This window comes from Bdellovibrio sp. SBM16 (assembly GCF_056175625.1).
Map to the genome: position 1 here is coordinate 367,449 of NZ_JBJKJG010000001.1, position 25,477 is coordinate 392,925.

The window sequence follows — 25,477 nt, forward strand, 5'->3', positions numbered from 1 at the left end:
TTTATTTAGGACCTGGCACCAATTAAACGTTGAATTTGAAGAATAGAATATCGCCGTCTTTGACCAGGTATTCTTTACCTTCAGAGCGGTATTTGCCGGCCTCTTTGACCGCGGCTTCAGATTTTAAGGCAAATAAATCTTCACAGTGGTAGGCCTCAGCTCTGATAAAACCTTTTTCGAAATCAGTGTGGATCACACCTGCGGCCTGTGGGGCTTTGAAACCTTTTTTGATTGTCCAGGCACGCACTTCTTGTTCACCAGCGGTGAAGTATGTGGCTAAGCCTAGTAGCGCATAAGCTTCGCGGATTAGGCGGTTTAAGCCTGGCTCAGTTGCGCCTAATGAGTCTAAGAAATCTTTGCGCTCTTCAGGTGGCAGCTGAGAAATTTCAGCTTCCATCGCCGAGCAGATCATAATTGTTTTATTGTTTTCTTCAGCGGCACGTTTTTCAACGGCGCGAACCCATTCATTGCCACCGGCAGCGAAATCGGTATCAGAGACGTTGCACGCGTAAAGAACCGGTTTAGAAGTTAATAAATGCATATCGCGTCCATAAGGAGCTTCAAGGTCATTTAACACCACTGAGCGCGCAGGTTTTCCTTGCGCCAAAGCTGCGTGAATTCTTTGTGTGACATCTAATTCCATTTTTACTTTTGGATCAGCAGATGACTTCGCCATTTTTTCGATACGCTTTAATTTTTTATCGGCGGTATCAAAGTCAGCTAACATTAATTCAGTGTTAATCACATCGACATCACGTAACGGATCAACTGAACCAGAGACGTGAATAACATTGGGGTCATCAAAACAGCGAACCACATGCACGATCGCATCAGTTTGTTTGATGTGACCTAAGAACTGGTTGCCTAAGCCTTCACCTTGCGAAGCGCCTTTAACGATGCCGGCGATGTCTACGAATTCCATGGTTGTCGGAATCACACGTTGTGGTTTTACAAAGGCCGTAATTTGATCAAGTCGTGGATCCGGTACGGTGACGATACCTACGTTAGGATCGATTGTACAAAACGGGTAGTTAGCAGCCTCAGCTTTGGCCGAAGTTAATGCGTTGAATAATGTTGATTTACCGACGTTTGGTAAGCCTACGATACCGACTTGTAAAGCCATAGTGTCTCCCTAAAGAATTTTAAGGGCCTAATTTAACAGGTCCGTTGAACTTTGTTGAGGCTTTATTTAGACCTTCGAGAATAAAGCATTCGATGGCATCACAGGCGGTTTCTAAGACTTTATCCAGGTTTATTTGCTCTTCTTTTGAGAAGTTTCCTAAAACGTAGTCAGCTAAAGCGAAATCGGGGTGAGTTGGGCGCCCTACGCCTAAACGGAGGCGGGCGTACTCCTGTGAACCTAAAAGCTGTGTAATGCTTTTAACGCCATTTTGGCCGCCGGCGCTGCGGTTAAATTGCATTTTTATTGTGCCAAATGGAAAGTCGACCTCATCGTGCACAACTAACAGGTGGGCGCGGTCGATTTTGTAAAAGTTCATGATAGCCTGAACCGATTCGCCGGATAAATTCATATAGGTTTGCGGCTTGGCCAAGATGACCTCTTGGCCATCGATCTTGAATTTTTTTGTGAGCGCTTTGTGCTCATCGCGCCAGTCGGCGCCGCCTAAGGATTTTAGCCAGTAATCAGCGACTGCGAAGCCAATATTATGTCGGGTCATTGCATATTTTTGCCCCGGGTTACCAAGGCCAACGATTAAGTACATGGCCATAGTGTAGAGGCGTTTATAAATTCAGGCTAATAATTTTTGTCGATAAGCGCAGAAGCTGCCCAGAAAGGAGCAAAAAATTCCTGGGTTTGCTTGGCAAAAACTACGTATCCGTAGTCGTCATAACAGAGATCTCGTTTGTGATGCATGGCTTCTGCAGACTTTTCAAAGCTGATTTTCCACTCAACATAGCCAATGACAGACTGGTCAAACGCCACATCAACTTTATAGTAAGAGTTGCTGAGCCACATCGTCTTGAATTGATAAGTACACAGGCGGGCCAGGTGGCTTTTAAGATCCAGTTCTTCAATGTTTGAAATGTAATTATAATAGGATGGCTTGGCCAGTTTTCCCTGACCTTCATAGATTTCAGGATTAAACGCCAGGCTTGAAAAGCTCTCGCTTTTTTTAACAACCAGATTTTGATTGTTTCTTTTAAAGTTAGGGTAGATTTTTTTGATATGGTTGATATTCGGAAGTGAGTCGGACATTAGACTGTCAAAAGAATTCTGCGTCATGCTTTTAAGTTTTTCAGAAAAAATATAACTCATTATGCCGCGTGTTTTAATATTGGTGGCTGAATCAGTTTCTCCCTTTTTATGGGATAAGCAGTAAATCAATTCATGAATCACCAGGGCCGCTTGGTGAGCCTTGTTAAGTTGGGCCCAGAGATTACGGTTAACCAAAACCTGGGCGTACCTTCTGTTGGCCAGCTGAACGATCAATTGCGGGTCGATATTTAATGAGGTGTTGATATCGTCAGTCTTTTGTAATTCGTAATCGACAAACTGCCAGTCTAAAAGTTTTAAAGTTAAAATAAGAGATTCAGCTGTGATGCGGTCAAGAGCCGCGATTTCTGATAATTTTCTTGAGATCAGTTCAGTCGGAAAAATTTTATCGTCTAAGTAACTTTTAATTTCAGCAGCATAGATATTGTGAGTTTCGCTATTAAAGAAAACCGCATCTTGCAGATTGGCTTCAACCAGATCGAGTAGGTCAATGCGGTTGGCGGTGGTATTAATAACGCCATTGCCGCCATTACCGACGCGATGAGGGCCGGCATAGCTTGTTAAAGCAATAAAACATGCAACGACAGGTAAAAAAAACTTCATGATAGGCCTCGATAAGAGCTATTTTTTTGTCAGCTTAAAATACTGCAATCCCAAATGATAGACTTCATCATTGGGGTTACTGCTATTGGAGCCGAATTCTTCGCAAAATTCATCAACAAATTTGCGAATTTTGGTTTTGGCTTCGGCCATGCGGTCGGGATCGCACGTTAATACGATGCTTTGAAATTCTCGAGAATCTAAAGTCAGCTTGTCCAAAGCGTCTTTGGCTTGATCAAGTGCTGATTTATGGTACTGCTGGATGGCGATGCTTGAAATATCATCACTGGTGCTTGAAGAATCAAACTGACATTTGTATCTCCCCTGATTAGGGGTGATCCAACCTATCTGAATTAAAGTTTCAAGGTAATTTTGTACAACGCCAGTATCTAAACCCAAGCGCGTGGCAATTTGCGCTGTGGTGTCGGCCCCTAAGGCGACAAGCTCTACAATGGCGAAATAGCGCCAGTGGTTTATCTTAGAAATTTCATGGTGATCAATAGGGTAGGACTTGCGCTTTTTTAACAGTTTTTGCAGGCGTAATTCTGCAGCTTTACGCTGTGATCCTGGTTTGGCGGCGGCAACACTGATGCGGAAGATCTCTTTTTCAAGAGGAGGTAGCTCAAGAATATCAGCGATCATTTCTGCCGTGGCCGGTGAAAAGTTTTTATGTCCGTTTAGAACTTCGCTTAGGGTTGAAACACTGATTTTCAGCTCTTTGGCAAAAGATCGCAGAGAAACGCGTCGGTTTTTACTTTTGCGCTCGTCCAGCTTGCTGAGCAAGATTTTGATAAATTCTTTTCCACTATGGGAAGTGTACGTCATTTTTACCAGCTTATTAAATATGGGGTCTTGGTGAGTAGTACTGTTTGCTAGTAATTTTTTTAGCGAACATTCGTTTTATCCTGTATGGGTCACAACCAGTACAGCACTTCAGCCTAAAATGATCAAGCTGAATAGGGTAAAATTTAAAGTCGTAAATCGTGGCATTAAAATCCCGCTTTGAAACAGGCGGTAAAAAAACCATAAGACTGTTTAAAACAACCTAGTGGCAAAGAGCGTTCGCTCTAGTTTTTTGGAGCGAACAAAAGCCTGTTTTTCTCGATTTCGGCTATTGAGCGAACACTTTTCCCCCGAAGTGTTCAACATGATCTCGTATGTGGGACCACTTGCAGTACGTAGTGTTGCGGCCTTGATTCGCCTAAGAAGTTCCCTGGTGGGACAGATACACTTAGAAAGACCTGGAACGACGGAAGCAACAACTTCTTTGATATTACGTTATTAACTAACTTTAACACAACACTGCGAACAGATGATAAATATGGAAGTGAAAATACAGACATCATTATAACGATATCATTGACCACCCAAGGTGGTCTTCATGCTGCCGCACGATACTGCGATAGATTAATTTACGGTGGCTATACAGACTGGTTTCTACCTAGCCGGCAAGAGCTGGATCTTTTATACACCAATAGAGCTAGTATTCCTGGACTGAATACAACTGCAGGAAACTTTTACTCATCTTCAACAGAAACATCGAATACAAGTATGCAAGGCATGCAGTTCAGCGATGGAGTTCTTAATAGTATTGCAAAAACATCTGCTCTGTATATTCGTTGTATGCGAAGATATAATTAATATAAAATCGTAACAGTTATGGCTTTGAGATCTCTGGGGCAGCTACAATCGCTTTAATAAAAAAGGCTGACCCCAGAGGAGCCAGCCTTAGCGTGAAGTTAGCGGCGGAATGCTATATGAATGTATCTAATTCATCGGTGCAAATTAAAAATGGCTATAGTTAAGTTTACTAAAATCTGCGGCAGCGAACATGCCTTCAATTTTATTTGCATTCGTGTTCGGCATGAGAGTTTTTTTGAGAATAGTGAATCATTTTGAGACATACGTTCTCTAGTGTGAACGGATTTCTGCCGATAGATTATACATGTTCTTGTATGTGGAACTTTTGGTAGTACGTTTTGTGGCGTTCATTTTTTCTTTAAGAAATATTTTTCTTAAAGGGTTAGCCTTTACGTTATTATTTATTTGTACCGCATTTGCTTCACCAGCGATAACAACATATCAAGCAAAAATTATCAAACCCAATGGTTATCCCTTAGAATCATCAAATGTTAATTTTAAATTTACGATTTTAGACCCTGCGGGCAGTTGTGTTTTATATACTGAAACTTACTCAGCCGTAAATATGCTAAATACTGCCGGCGTGATTTCTTTTTCACTGGGAAGCGGGATAAAAACATACCCCGTAAGTGCGACATCTTTTAAAGATGTATTTTCTAATGCGACACCAAACTTAGGCTGTGACGTGAGTAGCCCTGTGACTGATTACTCGCCGCAAGCTGATGATATTCGTAAAATAGTCATGCAGTTTAATGATGGCAGTGGTTGGCAAACGTTGCCGGCGATGGCGATCAATGCGGTACCTTATGCGATGTATGCCGGTCAGGCGCAAAAGTTAAACGGTTTTACTGATAGTGATTTTGTCAAAACTTCAACGCTTGCAACGTGCGGAGCGAGTGAAGCACTACGATATAACGGCGCAAGTTTTTCTTGTGTGGCTGTTGGCAGTGCAGGTGCAATCACAAGTAGTGATATCAGTACAGCCTTAGGCTTTACACCAGCCGCAGGAGCCAGTGTGACCGCGCTGACAACATCGCTAAGTTCAACAGATGCGGTGTTATCATCAGTCTCATCGACAGTGTTTTCAGTTTCTAGTACGGTGGCAAGTCTTAATACTACGGTCTCAAGTTTAACTAACACCGTGGCGGCATCGTTTGCGGCGATTACCAGTTCGCAGTGGACTAACGTGGCTTCGGGGATCAGTTACCTTGGCGGTAATGTCGGGATCGGTACAAGTGAGCCAACAGATGCACTGACAGTATCAGGTGGGGTAAGCCTTTCTAGAAGTATAGCGATCGGTGATGGCACAACCAACAGTACGGTTGCAACTATCAACGCCGCAAATTTTGCCTGGTATGGTTGGTATTTAGGTGGCGTTCGAACAGCTTTTATCCAGTCGACAGCTTCAGAGTACTCGATTTACAGTCAGACATCCGGCGTGCCAATGAATTTTTTCACGTCAAGTGCTGAAAGAATGCGTATCAGTGCATCTGGCTCGGTCGGGATCGGTACGACAAATCCAACACATCTTTTACATCCTAACAAATCGACAACTATGGGAGCGGGTTTTCCGTTTGCCCCAACAGATTTAAACAACGCTGTTGTCAGAATTCAAGAATCAGGTGCCGGTCATTCGATGTATTTAGATGCAAATACTATTTTAAGCGATATTACAGGGCCACTGCATATCGGTACTTATCAATCGCAGCCGATACGCTTTGGTACCAGCAATACAACCCAAATGACGATCAGTAATGCAGGTAATATCGGCATGGGCACAACCAATCCCACAACCAAGCTGCATGTGGTGGGATCAAATAGTTTAACTAACTTCACAGTCTCTAATACATCAGGCACGATGGTGGTTGCCGATATGACAACACCTTCTGCAATCGGCGTCGGTGGTTCGTTGGTGTTCGCAGCGACTTATCATACCGGCGGTAACACAATGGGTACGGGATCGATTGGTACATTTAAAGAATTTGCACCGTCAAATGGCACTGATGAGTACAATCATTCACTGGTTTTTAAAACCAACCGTTGGACCGAAGGTATCATTGAGCGTATGCGCATCACTTCAAAAGGTGATGTCGGTATTGGTCTTGCTGCACCGACAGCGAAGCTGCATTTAACTTCGGGTACCACAACGACAGCGCCGTTAAAGTTTACTTCAGGAACTTTGCTAAGTTCTCCGCAAAGTGGAACTATCGAGTACGACGGATCACAACTTTACTTTACCGATGGTGCAAACTCTCGCCGGGCGATTGCGACAAATTCCAGCCCGGGCAGTTTTGATAATACCAATGCAATTGCAAATGCGTCGGGTAACATTACATTGTCACCGAATAACACAACAGGCAGTGTGATTGTGTCAGCCACCACCGCATCAACTTCATCTGAAACCGGTGCATTGATTGTTAAAGGTGGATTAGGTGTTGCGGGTGCAGTTAATATCGCAGGGCCCTTGAGTTTAGAAGATTCAATTACTGTGTCTAACGCCAAGTATATTTACAGTAAAAATAATTCAGGCAATGCAGGCCGTGTTCTTGGTATGAACAACGCGAATGTATTGTATTTGGGTGATATCGATAACGTGGCATCATCAACTGTGTTTACTTCGAATGGTGGTAATAATTATTTATCGTTCTCTAATAGTCTTGGTGTGCGTTTAAATGTGTCAGGATCGGCAGCTCTTTCTGTTGTGCCAAGCGGTAACGTCGGTGTGGGCACAACAAATCCAAGTGCAAATCTTCATGTGCAAGGTGATATGTTTTTATCACCTGTTTTTTATGACGGCAATTACGGAAAAGCGCTTAAAATCGGTTGGCACGCTGATCCCGATGTGCATCACAGTATTCAATCGACAATCAGTCAAGGGGCTGCATCCGGCAACGGGTTACGCTTTTTTGTTCACGGTGGCGGTAATGCCGACAATCAAGTTTTAGCGTTGCAGTTAACAGGTGGCGGTAACGTCGGGGTCGGAACAAGCTCTCCGGTGGTAAAGCTAGATGTGGCTGGAACAATACGAACAGCATCAAGCACTCTTAATATTCCCACAGGCTCTGTCGGGCTTAGTCTTGTTGAAGATGGTGGCAACAGTGCAGCATTAAAAGTCGGTGGTATTCACATCGGCGGAAGCTATGCTGGCAGTAACCCCATTGACGGTCAGATTGTGACTGCAGCGACGAATATTTCACTTCATCCGAATGGCGTACAGGCCATGACTATTCAGCAAAATGGTAACGTCGGCGTTGGAACAACTAGCCCAATCGGAAAGTTGTTTGTAGGTTCTGACTGGCGCACAACTCATGGCGGTTCAAACTTATATTTACAACAAGCAAGACCAGGTGGTTCAAACACGAATGATCTTGGTATTACGTATTCAAAGACCAGCAGTGCAACGACAGATCCTCTGATGCCGGGCTTAACTCTTTATAATGACGACACCACCGCAGGCGGATGGACACCTATGATGGTCTTTGCAAAAGCTGAAAGCGGCGCTTCGCCGTTTAAAACAGCCACTGCAGCGATCGGTTCACGTTCGCCATTAGGTACCGGTAACGGTGATTCCTGGATCGACGGAGAATTGCATTTTTATACCTCGGGTGCGTCAACTCAGGGGCTTACTTCAAGAATGGTTATTGATAAGTCAGGTAACGTCGGTGTTGGCACAACAAGTCCGCAGTCTAAATTAAATTTGCCTTATGCTGGATCTGGTAATCACAATCTATTAATTGGTAATACGTCTGATTTAGCGAGTAATAATTTTGAAATTGGTGTGGCTCTACCTAGTGGTAACACTCATTGGCCGTTAGGTATTGCAGTTTCAGGCACAAGAGTATTTGGGGTGGACGCGACAGGTAATTTGAAAGTAGATGCGACAGGAGCTTCTTATTTAATGGGTAGCCTAGGTGTTGGCACTGCAGCTCCGACAGCCATTTTAGAGGTCAAATCTGGAAGCGGTAGTCTGGCAAAAATTTCTGGTGAAGGTGATGGCTATGCCGGTGGTACAATGTTGCAAATTAAAAATGACAGCACTGCAAATTCTAATAATTACATTTCTTTGCAAGCTGATGCCAATGGGACACCTATCAATTTCGCAAATTTTCAGTACGGTGGCTCAAACAATTTAGTTATATCAAATTCGTCTGGTGGAGGAATTTCACTTAATGGCGGCAACGTCGGAATCGGAACAAACAGTCCACAAGTAAAATTGCAAGTCGCCGGAAATATATTAGCTGCTGGATCGAATACAGATATAAATAGTAATCCTAATACAACTCTGGTCGGATCGATGAGTGATGGTTATGGATGGCAAATTGGCTCTGGGATCGGTGGTCATGCAGGAAATGGTCACGCTTGGATGTTCGGTACAAATGGAAGTTATTTAGAGCTAGGGTACAGTAACAGCGTATCAGCTGCAACATCGCTAAAAAGCCTTCTATATTATTTACCCTCGACATCATCTTTGAGCTTGATGAGAGTTGGTGGTAACGTCGGTATCGGCACAACAACACCAACCGAAAAGCTTCACGTCGTGGGTAACTTGCGCGTACAAGGTTCAACCGATTGTACGTTAGGTAATGGTGCGGGCGGTACCAACTGTTCATCTGATGTAAGACTTAAAGAAAACATCAAACCGATTCCATATGCCTTAGATAAAGTTTTATCGCTTAAAGGTGTAGAATTTGACTGGAACATTAAATCATCAAGCTTTGGCCGCCATGATATCGGGGTGATTGCGCAGGACGTAGAAAAAGTATTTCCGACGGCTGTAATTAACGATAAAGACACCGGTTATAAAAAAGTTGATTACGCTGTGTTAGTGGCGCCGGTGATCGAAGCTCTTAAAGAATTGTATAATAAATTTATCGGCCATGAAGAAGAAATCGAATTACTTCAGGCTAAAACGGCTCAATTAGAAGAAGAAAATAAAAATAAAGACGAAGAAATTAAAGAGCTTAGATTGCGGCTTGAACGCATCGAGCGAAAGTTAAGCTCTGAGTAGATCAGTTGCATGTATTTGGGATAGGTATGAACGTTAAAACGCAGTTAATAAAATTTTTACGTAAGCTCTGTTATGCTGGCAGTTTAGCTGCGTTTGTATTTTCTTCTTATGCTCAGGCGGTGAGCGGGCGCACGACTTACCAAGCAAAAATTTATAAACCCGATGGGTTACCACTTGAAAATCCAATTGTTAATTTTAGATTTACGGTGTTAGACCCTTCAGCTTCTTGTGTGCTTTATATCGAAGATTATGCTGCTGTTAACATGGTTGGTAGCGCCGGTTTGATTTCTTTAACTTTAGGTATGGGTGCAAAAGCGTTTCCAGTAAGCGGGCCCGTGACCTTTGCCAACGTTTTTGATAATGCAACGCCATCATTTAATTGCCAAACGCCAGGGGCCTATAACCCGGTGCCCACGGATAATCGTAAAATCGTGATGCAGTTTAATGATGGTTCAGGTTGGCAGACTTTGCCGGCAATGGCAATTAATGCGGTACCGTACGCGATGTATGCGGGTAAATCAGACAACACTTTGTTGTTAAATGGTAAAGCCGATACAAGCTTTGTCGAATATGCAACGCTGGCCGGACTTAATTGTGCTAATGACGAAGCGATTAAATTTAATGGCGTAAGTTTTAGCTGTATTCAAGTGGGTAGTGCAGGCAGTGTCACATCAAGCACTGTGGTTACGGCTTTAGGGTACACCCCAGCTGACGGTGCTAGTGTCACAGCATTAACAGCCAATGTTTTTTCAGTTTCTTCGACCTTAACCACATTAGAAAGTTCAGTCACGTCCTTAAGTTCAACGGTAGCGGCCTCTTTTGCCGCAATCACCAGTTCGCAGTGGACTAACGTGGCTTCGGGAATTAGCTATAGCGATGGTCATGTCGGGATTGGGACGAGTACTCCTTTAACTGATTTTCATATTTCTAAAACCGCGGCAACAGGTACAATCACGACCGTCGGTGTGACCGTCACGGGATCGGGAACTAATTTTTTATCGGCTTTTAATCCGGGCGATTACTTGGCTATTGATGCGGGGCCAGCTACGGCACAGATTGCTTCAATTGAAAGTGATACTTCATTAACCTTAACTGCACCGCTATGGTTTGGAAACTTAACAAATCCTTTTCCAATCAAACGAGTTGGGGCTATTTTTAATAACGGTAACGTGGGGATTGGTACAACGGGCCCGTTATCGCCGCTGCATGTTTCTAGAAGTGATATCAATGCTACAGCTGTAGCCACCTTTCAAAATCCAGCGGCTTCGTCAGTGGTTTTAATTAAAGGCGCAAACACAAATGATGCTGGTGGTATTTTAGAGTTTCACCGTAGCTCTTCGCCGATAGCGCGTATGCAGGCCGCAAATAGCACTTCTGGCCACTACATTAGATTTGCTTTTTATAACGGCGGCACCGGGCAAATGGACGAACGTTTGCGAATGACCTCGTTAGGTAATATCGGTATCGGCACAAGTGCTCCCACCGCAAGATTACACTTAGCGGCGGGCACTTCATCAAATGCGCCGTTAAAGCTTACTTCAGGAACACTTTTGAGCTCACCGCAAAGTGGAACTATCGAGTACGACGGTTCACAGCTTTATTTTACTGATGCTGCAAACACACGCCGGGCACTTGCGACAACTTCAAACCCAGGCAGTTTTGAAAATACCAGTTCAATTGCCAACACATCAGGTAATATTACGTTGTCGCCGAATGAAACTACCGGAAGTGTGGTGGTCTCGGCGACAACGGCGGCAACAACTTCGAATACGGGTTCACTCATCGTTAAAGGTGGTTTAGGTGTGGCAGGTGATATTTACTCGGCCGCGACAATTAACGGGGTATCGGTTACAGCAAGCAGCGGACTGATTTCGCCTTATATCGCAGGATCTGTTGCCTCTGGCGGCACACTAACACTTGATTCAACCACGCACGCAAACAAAGGAAATATTTTTCTAGCGCCTAATGGTGGCAATGTGGGTATTGGGACATCTGCTCCAACGCGAACACTTCATGCGGTAGCCTCAAGTTTAACAGTTGTACCAATGGTAGAAAGAACCATATCAGCAACAACAGGTTCCTTTAGCACGCTTGATATTTTGTCATCAACTTCAACTGATATGATTGATGGTTTTGGACCTGTAAATAGATTTCTTATTAAAGACAGTGCAAATGTAGAAAATCCGATAGCGCATATAGCAGGAGTTCGCGATGGAGCTGATAACTCTGGAGCATTTTTGTTTTCTACTTACGTAAGTGGTGCATCAAGCGTAAAAATGGCAATTAAATCTACGGGCAACGTCGGTATTGGTACAACAAGTCCAGCTGCTAAACTTGATGTCGCTGGTGCGACCGCAAACTGTTCGGCATCTGCAATTTGTGTTTATGAAAATCTTGTTCAATCGAGTAACGGTAATCAGCCGGTATCAGGAACTTTGAAAATTTCTATGCCGCTTTCGTGGAATAACACGATGATGGCAGTAACGATTTCTGGATACAACTACACGTCTAACACTGGCGCGTGGGAAGTCGTGGTCGGTGGTTACAACTGGATTGCGGGCTCGTGGGTTAATACGTCTGTCGATGTGCGCGGAACGCCGCCATTTACCAGTGTGCGCCTTGCGCATGATGGCACTTCGAATACGATTTTACTGGGTGATACCAGCACGATCTGGACTTATCCAAAAGTGGCAGTGACTCGCATGATGGCCACACACGGCGGAGCGATCAAAGACTGGGGATCAGGCTGGGGTATTAGTTATATCACTGATGAAACAGGTATTAGTAACGTCGCACAACTAACCTTAAGAAAAGTTGAACTGGCTAACGGTAATTTTGGTTTCGGGGTATTAGCTCCAACCGCAAGATTACACCTAGCTGCGGGCACTTCATCAAATGCGCCGTTAAAACTATCTTCAGGAACACTTCTTAGCTCACCGCAAAGTGGAACTATCGAATACGATGGTTCACAATTATATTTTACCGACGGTGCAAACTCACGCCGGGCGATTGCGACAAATTCAAGTCCTGGAGGTTTTGATAACACAAGTTCAATAGCGAACACATCTGGTAATATTACTTTATCACCTAACAATACTACCGGCAGTGTGGTTGTTTCAGCTACGACCGCGTCGACAAACTCTAATACGGGCGCACTTGTTGTTAAAGGTGGTTTGGGTGTGGCTGGCAGTATTAATACCGCAGCGGATTTAAATGTCAGTGGTGCAAGTGTGATCGACGGATCATTACGTTTAAGTGCCATGACGAGCGGAAGCGTGCTGTTTGCCGGCAATAGCGGTGTTGTTAGTCAGGATAATGCTAACTTTTTCTGGGATAATCTTAATAAACGATTAGGTTTGGGGACGACCGCACCTTCGGCAAAGTTGCATGTTCATGGTGTTGGTGGTAAAGACTATGGTATCACGGTAAGCTCTTCTGGTGGAAATATTCCCGCAGTAACCTTAGCCGCTGGAGCAAATACGCCAGATGCAGGCTCAATATTATTTGGTGATGGCACTGGTTGGAAGTTTCATATCGCTAGGCGGTCTGATGATGGCGCAACAAAGTTTGTAACAGTTCAATCCCATAACGGCAACGTCGGGATTGGGACGGCAAGCCCAGGCACTAAATTGCAAGTAGCAAGTGGTGGAGTTAGTACTGACTCGTTTTATTCATTTTCTAGTGTTCAATCTGTGTCTTCGCCGTACAGCGTTTTTATAAGTGCTCCACGAGGTAATAACTTAGGGCTGTTTACTAGCTCTGCAGAAAGATTAACAGTTGATTCTGGCGGTAACGTCGGTATCGGCAAAACTGACCCGACGACTCCATTAGAAATTGGTTCGTTATCAAGTTCAAATGTGGGAATAAAAATTTCTAACAATTCGACACCAAATTTAACTTTAAGAATTGATTCTAACCAACCCGTTATCGAATCGACAGCTTCAGATTTTATCATGAAAACTCAAGGCGTTAATATCTTTGAATCGAATGGTGGGTTGGCGAAAATCGGCAATGGTGTGCCTTCATTTCCACGCGGTTTTTATGCAAAAAGTTTAGCTGCGGGGTATGAGGCGGCCATTTTTCAAAGCACCGCAGGGCAAACAGAAGATATCATTAGAGTAGAAAATTCATCTGCAAATTCTTTATTTGAGGTAACTAGTGACGGTTATGTCGGTATCGGAACATCTAATCCAACAGAAGTGCTAGAAGTTAACGGACAGATTAAAGATGCGTCAGGCGTAATTAACCCTTCTGGTCTTGAACGCAGCTGGGCTATAGTTTCTGGTGGCGGAAATACGGCCTACTTTTTAGGTTACTTAAGAAAAAACTCTGGTGTCGATGGGGGCATTTCATTTGTGCTTACTTTTCCATATGACTTTGGGGCCTCAAGAACTGGTGAAGTACGCGGGCGCTTTTCGCAGCGTACTGGTTCTATATCGGGCAGCTGGCACAAATACGGTACATTTGATAGTGAACCAGTTTATATTCAGCTTATAGATACAGGTTCAGGAAATCTTGAAGTCTGGGCTTTCGATACAGATTTTGCTAATTCACATATCAAAGCCGTTGTCAGACATGGTTCAGACTGGGCCAAGAGTGGTGCGCTTTCTGCTGCAACAGCGCCAGCCGGCACGGTTATCTATGATACTAGAGATTTAGGCACAGATAATTTTTTAACTGGTGGTAACGTCGGCATCGGAATAGTAAATCCTAATTCAGCATTAGAAGTTTCTGGTGCAATCAGAGGATACAGCACCATTGGTAATCTTCAAGCTGGTGTTCGCGGACAACAGATGGAAATCGGTGATAGCACTTTAACCACACTTCGTTTTGATTCAAACAGCTACCGCGTTTGGAATTCGACTTTCGGTGAAATTGCTCGATTTACTTCTTCAGGGGCGGTGGGTATCGGAACTGTAAATCCGCAGGCCCGCCTGCATGTGGCCGCGCCATCTGGTACAGCCAGTAATATATTTGTAGAGGCGACTGGTGCTACTGATGCAGAGGTTTATGTCGATCGTCCAGACAGTCGAACTGGTCGATTCGGTTTTAAAACTGCGGGATCGAGAAGATGGACATTAAATGCTGACTCTGCTGCTGAGACTGGTTCTGAATCAGGATCTAATTTTACAATTTACCGATTTAATGATGCCGGAAATTATGTTGATACGCCGTTTTATATATCGAGATCTACAGGTAACGTTGGAATTGGCGGAACAGGTACAAGTGACAAGCTGCACGTTAACGGCGAAGTACGCGTGGCAAGCTGTGTGAAAAACTCAAGCGGTACAGCTATTGCCGGTACTTGTTCTTCAGATGAAAGATTTAAAACTAATATTCAACCGTTGGCAGAAATGCTGAATAAGATCACGCAGCTTCAACCGGTCAGTTATCACTGGCGTTCGGATGAATTTCCTAAAAAACATTGGGGTGAGCAAGAAGAGATCGGTTTCATTGCGCAGCAGGTGCAAAAAGTAATGCCTGAGCTAGTTGAAAAAGATGCCGAGGGGTATTACCGGGTTCATTATTTTAAATTGCCTGTGTTGTTAGTTGCTTCGCTTAAAGAGCTTTACCAAATTGTGATCAATGAAAAAGGTCGCAATGACGTACAAGATCGCCAAATCGCATCTCTAAAGGCCGACAACCAAGATAAAGATCAGCAAATAGAAGCTCTCAAGAATGAAAATGCGGAAATGAAGCAAAGACTAGAGAGACTAGAAAAGCTTATCTCCAAATAAGTTACTGATACTGTTCGCAAGGTGTTTGAAGGATCTAACGTTGTGATGGCATGACCGACAGAAGTGATTTAACCTCACTCAGTGGGGTATGGATATGTTCTTCCCACTTTAATGCAAACGGTGTCTTATATTGTTCACCGTAGTTAAACCCCTGATTTACTTCACGGGTTAGTTTTATAAGTTCACTGGGGCGTTTAAATAAAAAATGAAAAAATGCGCCGGCTACAATCACCGCCGTAAAAGGACTGCAGCCTTTAACCATAAAAATAGCGTTAAGTTTAGCCTCTTCTTCAACAGTGGTTCCAATATCTAAAAGGGCATGCACATAGTCGTGAATTACCCGTTGGCGTTCGCGTAGGTAAATCTTTTCGCTGACACAGCTTACATCGGGCGCGTAGTAGGGTGTTAAGCCGAAGTGTCGCATGTGATGATAGTAGGCCAAACCAAAGCTGCCTTTAGCGCAGGTCTTGAGTTTTTCGAGATCAAGTGGTGGCGGTGAATAACGCTCAGTTATTAAAATATGCGCCTGGCTGTCTTTTTTGACATGCAATACCGCTTCGTCAAAGGCTTTAAGGTCAGTGAGTTGGTTAGCCAATTGAATAAGTGTATCTAGCTCATGGGGGCGAAAAAAAAGGCGCACGCCATAGTAGATCGCTTTGCATACTTTTACCGGTAAATTAAAAAACGTCAGCTTCATATACTGGTGATTTTAAATGTAAATCAGGAATCATTTTAGTTAGGCTTTTGCATGGGCCGATATTAATAAAACGCATTTCATTTTCATAGCTTTCAAGTTTTTGAATAGCTTCGCCCCACCTAAGTGGCTGGGTCATGTTCAGCATAAGTTCATTTTTCATAATATCAGTGTCGATGATCTCGTCGCAGGAAATACATGAAAAAATACGGTTGCTTGGTGCCTGTAACTGAATATCTTTAACCTCAAGGGCTGCAGCTTGCACGTAATTCGAAATGTATCTAGAGTGGGCCGGATAATCTAAAATTTTGACGGTACGAAATCTTTTTTCTTTAGCGATCGTTTGCAGCATTTCAAGATCTTGGTAGCGACCGCCAATATTTAGAAAATTGGGCGTCATGACCGAAATATCCAGACCTAGGTTTTCTATTTCAGTAATTTCTTCTTGGGTAAAAGCTGCACCGGCAGGTTTTGAAACACCTACGTTTGCGCCGATTTTCTCGATGCCTTGCAATTTTTCTGCAAAGCGGATGTAGCCGGTAATACAGGTTTCAAAATTAACAACGTGACTGATCACAGCACGGCCTAAATCACCCAAAGAACACCCCAGTGTCCAGTCCGGCTTGATTCCTTTGTTCATCAAATTTTCTGAAACACCCACTTGAATAGCGCAGATGGCGGTTGCGGCCTTACTGATGTTTTCAATAGCATAGATTTCTTGCATTGTGCCCTGAAGGTAATTTTCAAATTTAAATTCAGTGCGCGTAACGCTTTTGAAAATCGCTTCGACCTGCTTTAGGCGTAAACTGACTTCGGGCACATGCAAGTAGCGCATGCGATCTTCAGCTTTAATTAGGCCGTTTAGGCCCGGAAAAATAAAGGCGGTTTTCATACAGAGGCTCTGGCCGAATGCGGCGCTGTAGCTAATTGCTGTTGAACTTTTTCAAGGGCATAGCTAACGCCAATTAACGTTGTTGCACAAGCTAAAGCAGAGATATGTTGTTGTAAACGTTCGGGCGTATAGCTGGCTAGTGTGGTTAAATCTGCAGTCAGATCGACGGAGAAAGCCTCTTTAGTTTGGCCTGTGATGAATAAGACAGAATCTTCAAGAATTTTAGCATTCTGTGGACGATTATTTTTAATTTCATTTTCGGCTAAAGCTAAAATCCAGGTAGTTAACCGTAAACGGTTTTGAGTGAGTGACTTTTCAAAAAGCTGTGATTCTGAATTTGTCGTCTGCAAATTTTTTTCGATCACTTGAATCATGCGACGTCCTAATAGCTCACACATTTCAGCTTCGATCGTGTTGATTTCGTCTATATCAAAGCGTGCCGGCAATGGTAGGGTTTCGTAAAATTTGCGCCCCAAGGCCAGGTGATCAGCCTCATCTTTTAAAACTACTGCAAGCCCCTTTTTGATGGCTTCGTGTTTAGTCAGCTTGTAATAAGCGGTATACATTTGCAAAGGCACTTGTTCGATGGTTAAAGCGCCATGCACATAACCGGCAAAACGGCTTGAAGCACGGGCTTTTAATAAAAGCTGCTGTCCGAAGAAGCCTAAAACAAAATTTACGCCGACTTCAGAAAGTTCCTGTTCCATGGCGTAGTATTTAAGATCAGAATAAAGTTTTACTGGTTTTAAAGCACGTAACTGAAAAGCGTGACGGTGTTCATCTTGTGCGTGTTGAATGATTTCAACTAAAGACTCAGGTGGCGTTTCGTGGCTGATGGTTTTAGTAATTTCGCGGGCGGCAACTTCTTCCATATTGCCAAGGGCCGCTAAAAATGCCGACTCAATATTAACATCGCTAATTACTAACTGCGCAAGTTGATCCATTGTCTGTTTAAGTTGATTGGCCATCACGAAACCGCCCCTTTTTAGTTGTGTTATAAGCAAGGCAGGTATAGCCGAACTGCTGTTTAATTTCCAGGCAGATGTAGGGCGACTATAAAATGTTTACGATATTTGGGGGGGTGAAGAGCTATTTGCGAAATAGCACGACCTAGGCCGCTACTCGCGTTCGCTTTTTTCAGTTTTTTGTGAACAATGTATCATTTTGAGTCGTCAGTTCTCTCGTGCGAACAGAATTTAGCCGATATATTACACATGTTCTTGTATGTGGTAGCCTTTCTTTTTTTCTTAGCTAGTGCTGTTTCGGCATCACCGGCCACAACAACTTATCAGGCTAAAATTATTAAACCGAACGGCTATCCTCTTGAAACCAGTAACGTAAATTTTAAATTTACCATTTTAGATCCAGCCGGCAGTTGCATTTTATATGCTGAAACTTATTCAGCCGTAAATATGGCAAACAGTGCAGGCGTAATCTCGTTTTCGCTGGGCAGTGGTGTAAAAACTTATCCTGTCAGTGCAACCACTTTTAAAGATGTATTTTCAAATGTTACCCCAAGTTTAAGCTGTGACGTAAGTAGTCCAGTGAGTAGTTATTCTCCGCAGGCTGATGATATCAGAAAGATTGTGATGCAGTTTAATGACGGCTCTGGTTGGCAAACGTTGCCGGCGATGGCGATCAATGCGGTTCCGTATGCGATGTATGCGAATGAAGCGCAAAAGCTTAATGGTTTTTCAGACAGTGATTTTGTTAAAACTTCGACCTTAACGACTTGTGGTGCCAGCGAAGCGCTGCGCTTTAACGGTGTAAGCTTTTCGTGTGTGGCGGTTGGTAATGCAGGTGCCATCACCAGTAATGATATCACGACCGCGCTGGGTTACACGCCGGCTACGGGTGCTAGTTTTACAGCGTTATCGTCATCCCTGAATGCAACTGATGCGACTCTTTCATCAGTGTCATCAACCGTGTTTTCAGTTTCAAGTACCGTCGCCAGTCTTAATAGCGCAGTAAGTAGTTTATCTACCACCGTGGCAGCCTCATTTGCGGCGATTACCAGTTCGCAGTGGAGCAATGTCGCTTCGGGTATCAGCTACTCGGCGGGAAATGTCGGTATTGGTACAGCCATTCCTGATGCGAAATTAGTTGTTAACTCAAATTCAGCTTATGTATCAGCTCCGGCCAATACCGGGGTACATGTTGTAGGTGCAGATAGTTTAAATGCCTTAATTACATTAGACAGTGCTGGTGCTTCTCCAAAAATTGTGGGCCGCAGAGCTTCAAATACTATAGCTTCGCCGAATGCAGTTTTAAACGGAAATTATCTATTAAGCTTAGAGGGGCATGGTCACAGCGGCACTTCGTACTCGACAACCCCACGTGCTCAAATCGTTATGGCCGCCGATCAAAACTGGTCTAGTTCAGGCCAAGGAACATTAATCTTTTTTTCAACAACGGCCTCTGGTGCGACAACAGCAAATGAACGCATGCGTATTACGAACTCTGGAAACGTTGGGATCGGAACGAATAATCCAGTAACTACACTTGATGTTGTTAATAGCGGTTATAAACAGTTACGACTAAAGGGTACTTCCTCATCATCGCAAGAACTATGGGCCGGATCTGTTGCCAATACGGTCGGATCTTATATCGGTAATAATGCATATTATGATGTGAGTTATCAGTTTATTCCTAACTACACAGCGGCTTCTGGATTAAATTTCAGACAAGATGGTTCAACTGAATTTTGGAATGATACAGGCCTGACTATTGGAACAAATTATGTACCGACCAAGCGAATGGTCATCACGAACACTGGTAATATTGGTATTGGCACAACAACACCATCAGCGAAGTTACACCTTGCAGCTGGCACGTCATCTACAGCGCCACTAAAACTTACTGCAGGCACATTGCTCTCATCAGCGCAAAGTGGAACCATCGAATACGATGGTTCACAATTATATTTTACCGATAGTGCAAATACGCGCCGGGCGATTGCGACCAATTCAAATCCAGGCAGTTTTGAAAATACTAATTTAATTTCAAACACTTCGGGTAACATTACTTTATCACCTAACAATACGACAGGCAGCGTGGTTGTTTCAGCTACGACAGCGTCGACAAACTTTGATACCGGTGCACTTGTAGTTAAAGGTGGTTTAGGTGTTGCTGGCAATATCAATACCGCGGCTGATTTAAATGTTTCTGGTTCAAGTGTGATCGATGGATCATTGCGTTTAACTGCTTTAACTAGTGGAAGCGTACTATTTGCTGGCAATAACGGTGTTGTTAGTCAGGACAATACAAACTTCTTCTGGGATAATGTGAACAAACGCTTAGGTATTGGTACGCAGACGCCAACTACACAGCTTGAGGTCGCTTCAAATTCTGGTAATTCAGCACTTAGACTTAGCCGCATTAATAGCGCGTCACAAAATGCGTCTGTCGGATTTTTTCCTGTAAGCTTAACGGCAAGCACACCAGCATGGAATTTTGGCTTAGTTTTGGGTTCAAATAACTTTACGTTAAATTCACACGATGGTTCATCGCTCTCTACACGAATGACGATTGATACGAGTGGTAATGTCGGTATCGGGACGAGTGCGCTGACTGCAAGGCTAAGTGTAAGTAAAACTCTAGTTGGAGCAGATAATGAAATAATGACATTGCAAAATGCTCCGACGAGTGGTTGGTCAACGACGCCTGGCTATCTTCAACAGCTTACTTGGCGAGACCATTCAAATATAGCTGGTGCTATAGGTATGAAATATAATCCATCGGGTGCTTCCGTGGATTTTACAGTTAATTCACTTTATAATGGCGGAGCTTATCAGCCATCATCAAATATATCTTTTATTGTTCGCGGTAATGGCAATGTTGGTGTTGGAACTACAACACCGACTGCACGCCTGCACTTGGCATCAGGCACAACCGCGACAGCGAGTTTAAAAATCACCAGCGGAGCTTTACTGGCATCACCTGCCGATGGGGCGATCGAATACGACGGCACAAGTCTTTACTACACCGATGCAACCAACACGCGTCGCGCACTGGCAAGCACCAGCGGTAATCAAATTTATTCAGGTAATCAAACTTACTCAGGGCAAATTAATGTCGCGAACAACACCACATCAACTAACAGCACAACCGGTGCGCTGGTCGTATCAGGTGGGGTTGGGGTCGGCGGTAATATTAATGCCAGTGGCACGATTGTGACATCGTCAAATATTCAAGGGGCGTCGATCACGGCGACCAGCGGTGTTGCAACTAACATTGTGCAAGGTAATTCGAATTTATTGTTAAATCCAAATGGCGGTAACGTTGGGATTGGGGCGAGCAGTCCTCAGAAAAAGCTTCATTTGACTGGCTTAGGTGATATCTTAAGAGTCGGGCCGCATTACCCAACAATAGATGCAACCACTGATCGGGATTATATCGATTTGGTTGCTCATGGAACTGATACGCGAGTAAGTAGTGCAAACGAACGATTTCATGTAGAAAATGTGAGTGGCTCGCTAATTCTTCAAGGCAGTGGTGGTAACGTCGGAATTGGTACGACAAGCCCAACCGCACTTTTAGAAGTCAGTGGCAGTATCAAGTACAATGGGCCGCTGTCATCAGGTTACACTACTAGTACTTTTACAGATGCTGAATTGAATACGAAATTCGGTTACAGCGCATCAACTACGGGAACATTCAAACAATTACAGTTATTACGCGATGACACTTACACGGCAAATATGTCGATCATCGAAGGGATACATACGAGCTCGATGTTGTTTTCAACTTACGACCATACAGGTTATGGAACTAATGGATTCTTTTTCGGAAAAGTTCCATTTAATGGCAATTATAAAAATGATGGTATTACGCTTTTTACTATTCGTAACACCGGCAATGTGGGTATTGGCACCGTTAATCCAAACATCAATGCAAGCGGTGGGCGGGCTCTGCATATACATAGTCCAACAACAGATGGCGGATTTGGCGCAGCGGCAGTTCACTTCACCAATGGAACCACTGGCTCGAGTGCCTCTGCAGGTCTGGTTGTCGGGCGATGGTGGAATAATCAAAATCTGTTCTGGGATTATGATGGTAGCAACTCGACCGTTTTTGGTACCTCGGGCACCGAACGATTAAGAATTACCGCAGCTGGTAGAGTAGGTATTGGCACAAGCACGCCGCAAGCTGCTTTAGATGTCAGTGGCGGTGTTCAGGTTTTACACGGGGCAAGTAATGGGCTTCGGTTCTCCGCAAATCCTGGCGGAGGTAGTGGCGATTTCTCAACGATCACCTATGAAGTTGTTTCTGGCGAGGCCACCGCATTAAAAATTAACGTAAACGATAATCCTGAAGGTCCATCAGCCGACGAATTACATTTAAGTGCCGTGGGCGGAATTCGCTTATTCACAAGTACTGCCACGGCGAGTGCCACAGAACGAATGATCGTGAGATCAAACGGTAATGTCGGTATTGGAACAAGCAGCCCGAGTAGGAATTTAGAGATATCTAGTAATACAGGCCTTGCATTGCTGAAAATGAGCACTACAGCCTCGGGATCTCAGCCAGGAATTCAAGTCACATCAGGAAATGGTACATGGAATCCATTTATAAATTTTGGAATAAATGGAACTGATGGAAATATTGGAAGCATATATGGAAATGCTCCTGACTCTTCAATGCGATTTAATACAAATGGCTCTGATCGCCTAACGATAACTTCTACTGGCAACGTTGGTATCGGGACAGCTACACCAGCATCTAAACTTGAGTTAGCGGCTGGAGATATCAGTATCAGTGATAATAATCATCGAAGCGGTAAGATTAGGCTCTACAAAGAAGCTAACACAGCAGATGAATTTGTTTCGCATGCAATAGGTACCGAGGGGTTTCATAATACCTATGGTGCCGGTGTAAGTTACACAAATAGTATTGGTCATAGATTTTATCGCGGTGGTGGCGAGCTCATTGCGCAAATCGGATTTGGTGGGGCTGGAACAGCTAGCAATAGATTAAATTCGTATTTCGGCGGCAACGTCGGTATTGGAACCATCACGCCAAGTAATAGATTGCATGTTAGAGGTGACTACTCTTTAGCTTTGGAAGGCGTAGCAAAATCTACAAAATGGCTTATCGGAACGTCGAATGATCCGGCTAACTCATCTATCAATTTTTGGTCTGATGGTATTGGTGCAGGTACTGCAAATCGATTTAATATTTCTGAAAACGGAAATATAACTATGGCGGTAAATGGTGGCAACGTCGGGATCGGTACGACTAGCCCGCAGGCCCGCCTTCATGTGGGTGGTACTGTGAGAGTCGACTCTCTGGCGGCAGCGACGGCAACCCAGCTTTGTATTGATGGCAATAGTGTGTTGGCTGCCTGTTCGTCATCAAAGCGTTATAAAGAAAATGTGTTGGATCTTGATTCATCACTTTCGACAATTTTAAAATTACGCCCGGTTAGTTATGACTGGATCAAATCCAAAGAACAGGATGTAGGTTTTATCGCTGAAGAAGTTGAGCAAGTTGATTCACGGCTGGTGACATACAATAAAGAAAATAAAATTCAGGGTGTGAAATACGATCAGTTAACGGCGCCGATAGTAAAAGCTTTGCAAGAGCTGTATTTTAAAATTTTAGGGCAGCAAGAAAACTTAAGTGCAACAAATGCGAAGATTCAAAATCTTGAATTTGAAAATCAGGTTAAAGATCGAAGAATTCAAAGTCTTGAACAGGAAAACTCGGCCATCAAGGCCTATCTTTGCCAAAAAGATCCAACAGCACCAATCTGCAAATAAATAAAAAAATGGGCTGATTCAGTGAAGAACCAGCCCAAAGTGTGAGTCGCGCGTTGGTCGCACTATTTGAATGTATATTAATTATCGGTTAAAAACGGTCTGGGTTGAGTACGGTTTACTTTAATCTGAAACAGCGAACACAAAATAAAAAAGGCGATGTTGCCATCGCCTTTTTTTGATTCATTATTTGATTTGAAAAATAACTCGTTAGAACTATTTTTTCGCTGCTGGAGCTTTTGCGTCTGCGGCTTTTGCACCAGCTGCTGGAGCTGCGGCACCCGCTGCTGGAGCTGCTGCTGCTGCCGGAGTAGCTGCAACTTCTTCTTCTTGTTCAACAACCGCTGCGATTGTGATTTCTGGACGAGAGATAAGTTTAACACCTGCAGGCATTGTTAACTCAGAAGCGTGTAATGATTCGCCAACGCCTAAGTTAGTTACGTCTAAAGTAAGAAACTCAGGGATAGCTGTTGGTAAACACTCAACCTCTACTGAACGCATAACGATATTTAATAAACCGCCCTCAGAAAGACCGATTGCTTTACCTTCGATTTTAACTTCGACAGATACGCGAACTGGTTTGCTTAAGTCTAGAGCGAAGAAATCAACGTGCTCTGGACGGCGAGAAAGTGGATTTACTTGTACTGATTTGATTAAGGCCACTTTGCCGTTTAATTTTGAATCAGAAGATTTTAAAGTCATTAAAGCATTCTCGTAGGCACGAGTGTTGTACTTTAAGATGTCGTTTACGTGTACAGATACGTTTTGGTTTTCGATAGCACCGTAGATGATACCTGGAACTTGTTTGTTAACGCGTAATTCACGAGAGTTGCCGCGGCCTTTTTGGCGAGTTTCTACGTTTAATTCAATTCTTTGTTTTGACATGTTTGTTCTTCTTTCTTACCGCTTACTCATCAGACTTAATTGTCTTACTCATTGGCGGGATATTTTTCTTTAATCAAATAAAGAACTCACCGAATCGTGATCGTGAATTCTTCTGATCGCTTCTGCTAAAACTCCGGCTACCGAAATAACCTGGATTTTACTGCAGCTTTTGGCCTGCTCTGATAAAGGAATTGTGTCGGTCACAAAAACTTTAGCAATCGGACTTTCCTGTAATCGGCTGATCGCAGGGCCCGAAAAAACCGGGTGAGTCGCAAGAGCGAACACCTGTTTTGCCCCATTCTTAAGTAGGCTGTCAACAGCTTGTGTAAGCGTTCCAGCCGTATCGATCATATCATCGACGATCACCGCGGTTTTACCGGTCACATCCCCGATTAAGTGCATGGCTTTCGCCTCGCCCGGAGCAGTCCTGCGTTTGTCGATAATGGCTAGGCTCGAATTAATGCGTTTTGAAAAGGCCCGGGCGCGTTCAACACCGCCGGCGTCAGGGCTTACGGTCACAAATTCATCCCCTTCGCCGACAGCGTCTTTAAAGGCGCGGGCCAGGGTAGGGACTCCGAATAAGTGGTCAAAAGGACAGTTAAAAAAGCCTTGTATTTGGGCAGCATGCAGGTCAACCGATACGACGCGGTTGGCGCCGGCCGTTGTTAATAAATCGGCCATACATTTTGCGGTGATTGGGGCGCGCGGTGCGACCTTACGATCCTGGCGGGCATAGCCATAGTACGGGATAACCGCAGTGATTGAGGCGGCCGATGCGCGCTTAAGAGCATCAAGAATAATAAATAATTCCATGTAACTTTGATTCACGGGATTGCTGGTGCTTTGGATAACGAAAACATCTTTACCACGCACTGATTCGTGAATCTCAACCTGGATTTCGCCGTCGTTAAAGCTTGTAACTTTGCTTTCGCCGAGCTGAATCCCCAGAATATCGCAGACTTGTTTTGCGAGTTGTAGATTGGTATTTCCTGCGAACACCTTAAAATTTTTTGCATCTGTCATTT

Annotated in this window: 13 protein-coding genes; 4 read left to right on the forward strand and 9 right to left on the reverse strand. The window is 43.8% G+C overall.

Features of this window, described 5'->3' with window-relative positions:
• Positions 1-22: 22 nt before the first annotated feature.
• From ychF to AC04MM_RS01770, 4 genes are read right to left on the reverse strand one after another with little or no spacing between them, the layout of a single operon-like run.
• A complete protein-coding gene (gene ychF / locus AC04MM_RS01755) occupies positions 23-1,123 on the reverse strand; it encodes a redox-regulated ATPase YchF (RefSeq protein WP_475378589.1) in 1,101 nt (366 codons plus the stop codon).
• Between the two features lie 19 nt (positions 1,124-1,142).
• On the reverse strand, positions 1,143-1,724 hold the full coding sequence (gene pth, locus AC04MM_RS01760; RefSeq protein ID WP_475378590.1) for an aminoacyl-tRNA hydrolase: 582 nt from the start codon (positions 1,722-1,724) through the stop codon (positions 1,143-1,145).
• A gap of 32 nt (positions 1,725-1,756) precedes the next feature.
• Positions 1,757-2,839: a hypothetical protein gene (locus tag AC04MM_RS01765; RefSeq protein WP_475378591.1), complete on the reverse strand. Its 1,083-nt coding sequence runs from the start codon at positions 2,837-2,839 to the stop codon at positions 1,757-1,759.
• Between the two features lie 18 nt (positions 2,840-2,857).
• Positions 2,858-3,661, reverse strand: coding sequence for a TIGR02147 family protein (locus tag AC04MM_RS01770; protein WP_475378592.1), 804 nt, complete (start codon positions 3,659-3,661; stop codon positions 2,858-2,860).
• Positions 3,662-4,195: 534 nt separating this feature from the next.
• Between AC04MM_RS01770 and AC04MM_RS01775 the strand changes: the two genes are divergently transcribed.
• The 3 genes from AC04MM_RS01775 (at position 4,196) to AC04MM_RS01785 (ending at position 15,223) form a co-directional block, all read left to right on the forward strand.
• Positions 4,196-4,477 (forward strand): Lcl domain-containing protein, encoded by a 282-nt coding sequence (locus AC04MM_RS01775; protein WP_475378593.1) that lies wholly within the window; start codon positions 4,196-4,198, stop codon positions 4,475-4,477.
• A 304-nt stretch (positions 4,478-4,781) separates the two neighbouring features.
• Positions 4,782-9,485: a tail fiber domain-containing protein gene (locus AC04MM_RS01780; RefSeq protein WP_475378594.1), complete on the forward strand. Its 4,704-nt coding sequence runs from the start codon at positions 4,782-4,784 to the stop codon at positions 9,483-9,485.
• A 26-nt stretch (positions 9,486-9,511) separates the two neighbouring features.
• Positions 9,512-15,223 carry a tail fiber domain-containing protein gene (locus AC04MM_RS01785; protein ID WP_475378595.1) on the forward strand — a complete coding sequence of 1,904 codons (5,712 nt, stop codon included), beginning with the start codon at positions 9,512-9,514 and terminating at the stop codon, positions 15,221-15,223.
• A gap of 34 nt (positions 15,224-15,257) precedes the next feature.
• Here the strand turns inward: AC04MM_RS01785 and AC04MM_RS01790 are convergent, their stop codons facing one another.
• From AC04MM_RS01790 to AC04MM_RS01800, 3 genes are read right to left on the reverse strand one after another with little or no spacing between them, the layout of a single operon-like run.
• The gene (locus tag AC04MM_RS01790; RefSeq protein ID WP_475378596.1) at positions 15,258-15,920 is read right to left on the reverse strand and encodes a Coq4 family protein; all 663 of its coding nucleotides are present in this window, start codon (positions 15,918-15,920) and stop codon (positions 15,258-15,260) included.
• Positions 15,901-16,809 (reverse strand): acyltransferase domain-containing protein, encoded by a 909-nt coding sequence (locus tag AC04MM_RS01795; RefSeq protein ID WP_475378597.1) that lies wholly within the window; start codon positions 16,807-16,809, stop codon positions 15,901-15,903. Before AC04MM_RS01795 ends, AC04MM_RS01790 begins: the two co-directional genes overlap by 20 nt.
• Positions 16,806-17,777, reverse strand: a complete 972-nt coding sequence (locus AC04MM_RS01800) for a hypothetical protein (RefSeq protein WP_475378598.1) — start codon at positions 17,775-17,777, stop codon at positions 16,806-16,808. Before AC04MM_RS01800 ends, AC04MM_RS01795 begins: the two co-directional genes overlap by 4 nt.
• 246 nt (positions 17,778-18,023) lie before the next feature.
• On the opposite strand from AC04MM_RS01800, the gene AC04MM_RS01805 reads away from it, so the two are divergent.
• Positions 18,024-23,570: a tail fiber domain-containing protein gene (locus AC04MM_RS01805; protein WP_475378599.1), complete on the forward strand. Its 5,547-nt coding sequence runs from the start codon at positions 18,024-18,026 to the stop codon at positions 23,568-23,570.
• Between the two features lie 213 nt (positions 23,571-23,783).
• Here the strand turns inward: AC04MM_RS01805 and AC04MM_RS01810 are convergent, their stop codons facing one another.
• Positions 23,784-24,452, reverse strand: a complete 669-nt coding sequence (locus tag AC04MM_RS01810) for a 50S ribosomal protein L25 (RefSeq protein WP_475378600.1) — start codon at positions 24,450-24,452, stop codon at positions 23,784-23,786.
• A 69-nt stretch (positions 24,453-24,521) separates the two neighbouring features.
• A complete protein-coding gene (locus tag AC04MM_RS01815; protein WP_475378601.1) occupies positions 24,522-25,475 on the reverse strand; it encodes a ribose-phosphate pyrophosphokinase in 954 nt (317 codons plus the stop codon).
• Positions 25,476-25,477: the final 2 nt, after the last annotated feature.

Bases quoted from the DNA above. Each gene is read 5' to 3' on its own strand.
- ychF (WP_475378589.1), bottom strand. From the start codon at position 1,123: ATGGCTTTACAAGTCGGTATCGTAGGCTTACCAAACGTCGGTAAATCA.
- pth (WP_475378590.1), bottom strand. From the start codon at position 1,724: ATGTACTTAATCGTTGGCCTTGGTAACCCGGGGCAAAAATATGCAATG.
- AC04MM_RS01765 (WP_475378591.1), bottom strand. From the start codon at position 2,839: ATGAAGTTTTTTTTACCTGTCGTTGCATGTTTTATTGCTTTAACAAGC.
- AC04MM_RS01770 (WP_475378592.1), bottom strand. From the start codon at position 3,661: ATGACGTACACTTCCCATAGTGGAAAAGAATTTATCAAAATCTTGCTC.
- AC04MM_RS01780 (WP_475378594.1), top strand. From the start codon at position 4,782: ATGTTCTTGTATGTGGAACTTTTGGTAGTACGTTTTGTGGCGTTCATT.
- AC04MM_RS01785 (WP_475378595.1), top strand. From the start codon at position 9,512: ATGAACGTTAAAACGCAGTTAATAAAATTTTTACGTAAGCTCTGTTAT.
- AC04MM_RS01790 (WP_475378596.1), bottom strand. From the start codon at position 15,920: ATGAAGCTGACGTTTTTTAATTTACCGGTAAAAGTATGCAAAGCGATC.
- AC04MM_RS01795 (WP_475378597.1), bottom strand. From the start codon at position 16,809: ATGAAAACCGCCTTTATTTTTCCGGGCCTAAACGGCCTAATTAAAGCT.
- AC04MM_RS01800 (WP_475378598.1), bottom strand. From the start codon at position 17,777: ATGGCCAATCAACTTAAACAGACAATGGATCAACTTGCGCAGTTAGTA.
- AC04MM_RS01805 (WP_475378599.1), top strand. From the start codon at position 18,024: ATGTTCTTGTATGTGGTAGCCTTTCTTTTTTTCTTAGCTAGTGCTGTT.
- AC04MM_RS01810 (WP_475378600.1), bottom strand. From the start codon at position 24,452: ATGTCAAAACAAAGAATTGAATTAAACGTAGAAACTCGCCAAAAAGGC.
- AC04MM_RS01815 (WP_475378601.1), bottom strand. From the start codon at position 25,475: ATGACAGATGCAAAAAATTTTAAGGTGTTCGCAGGAAATACCAATCTA.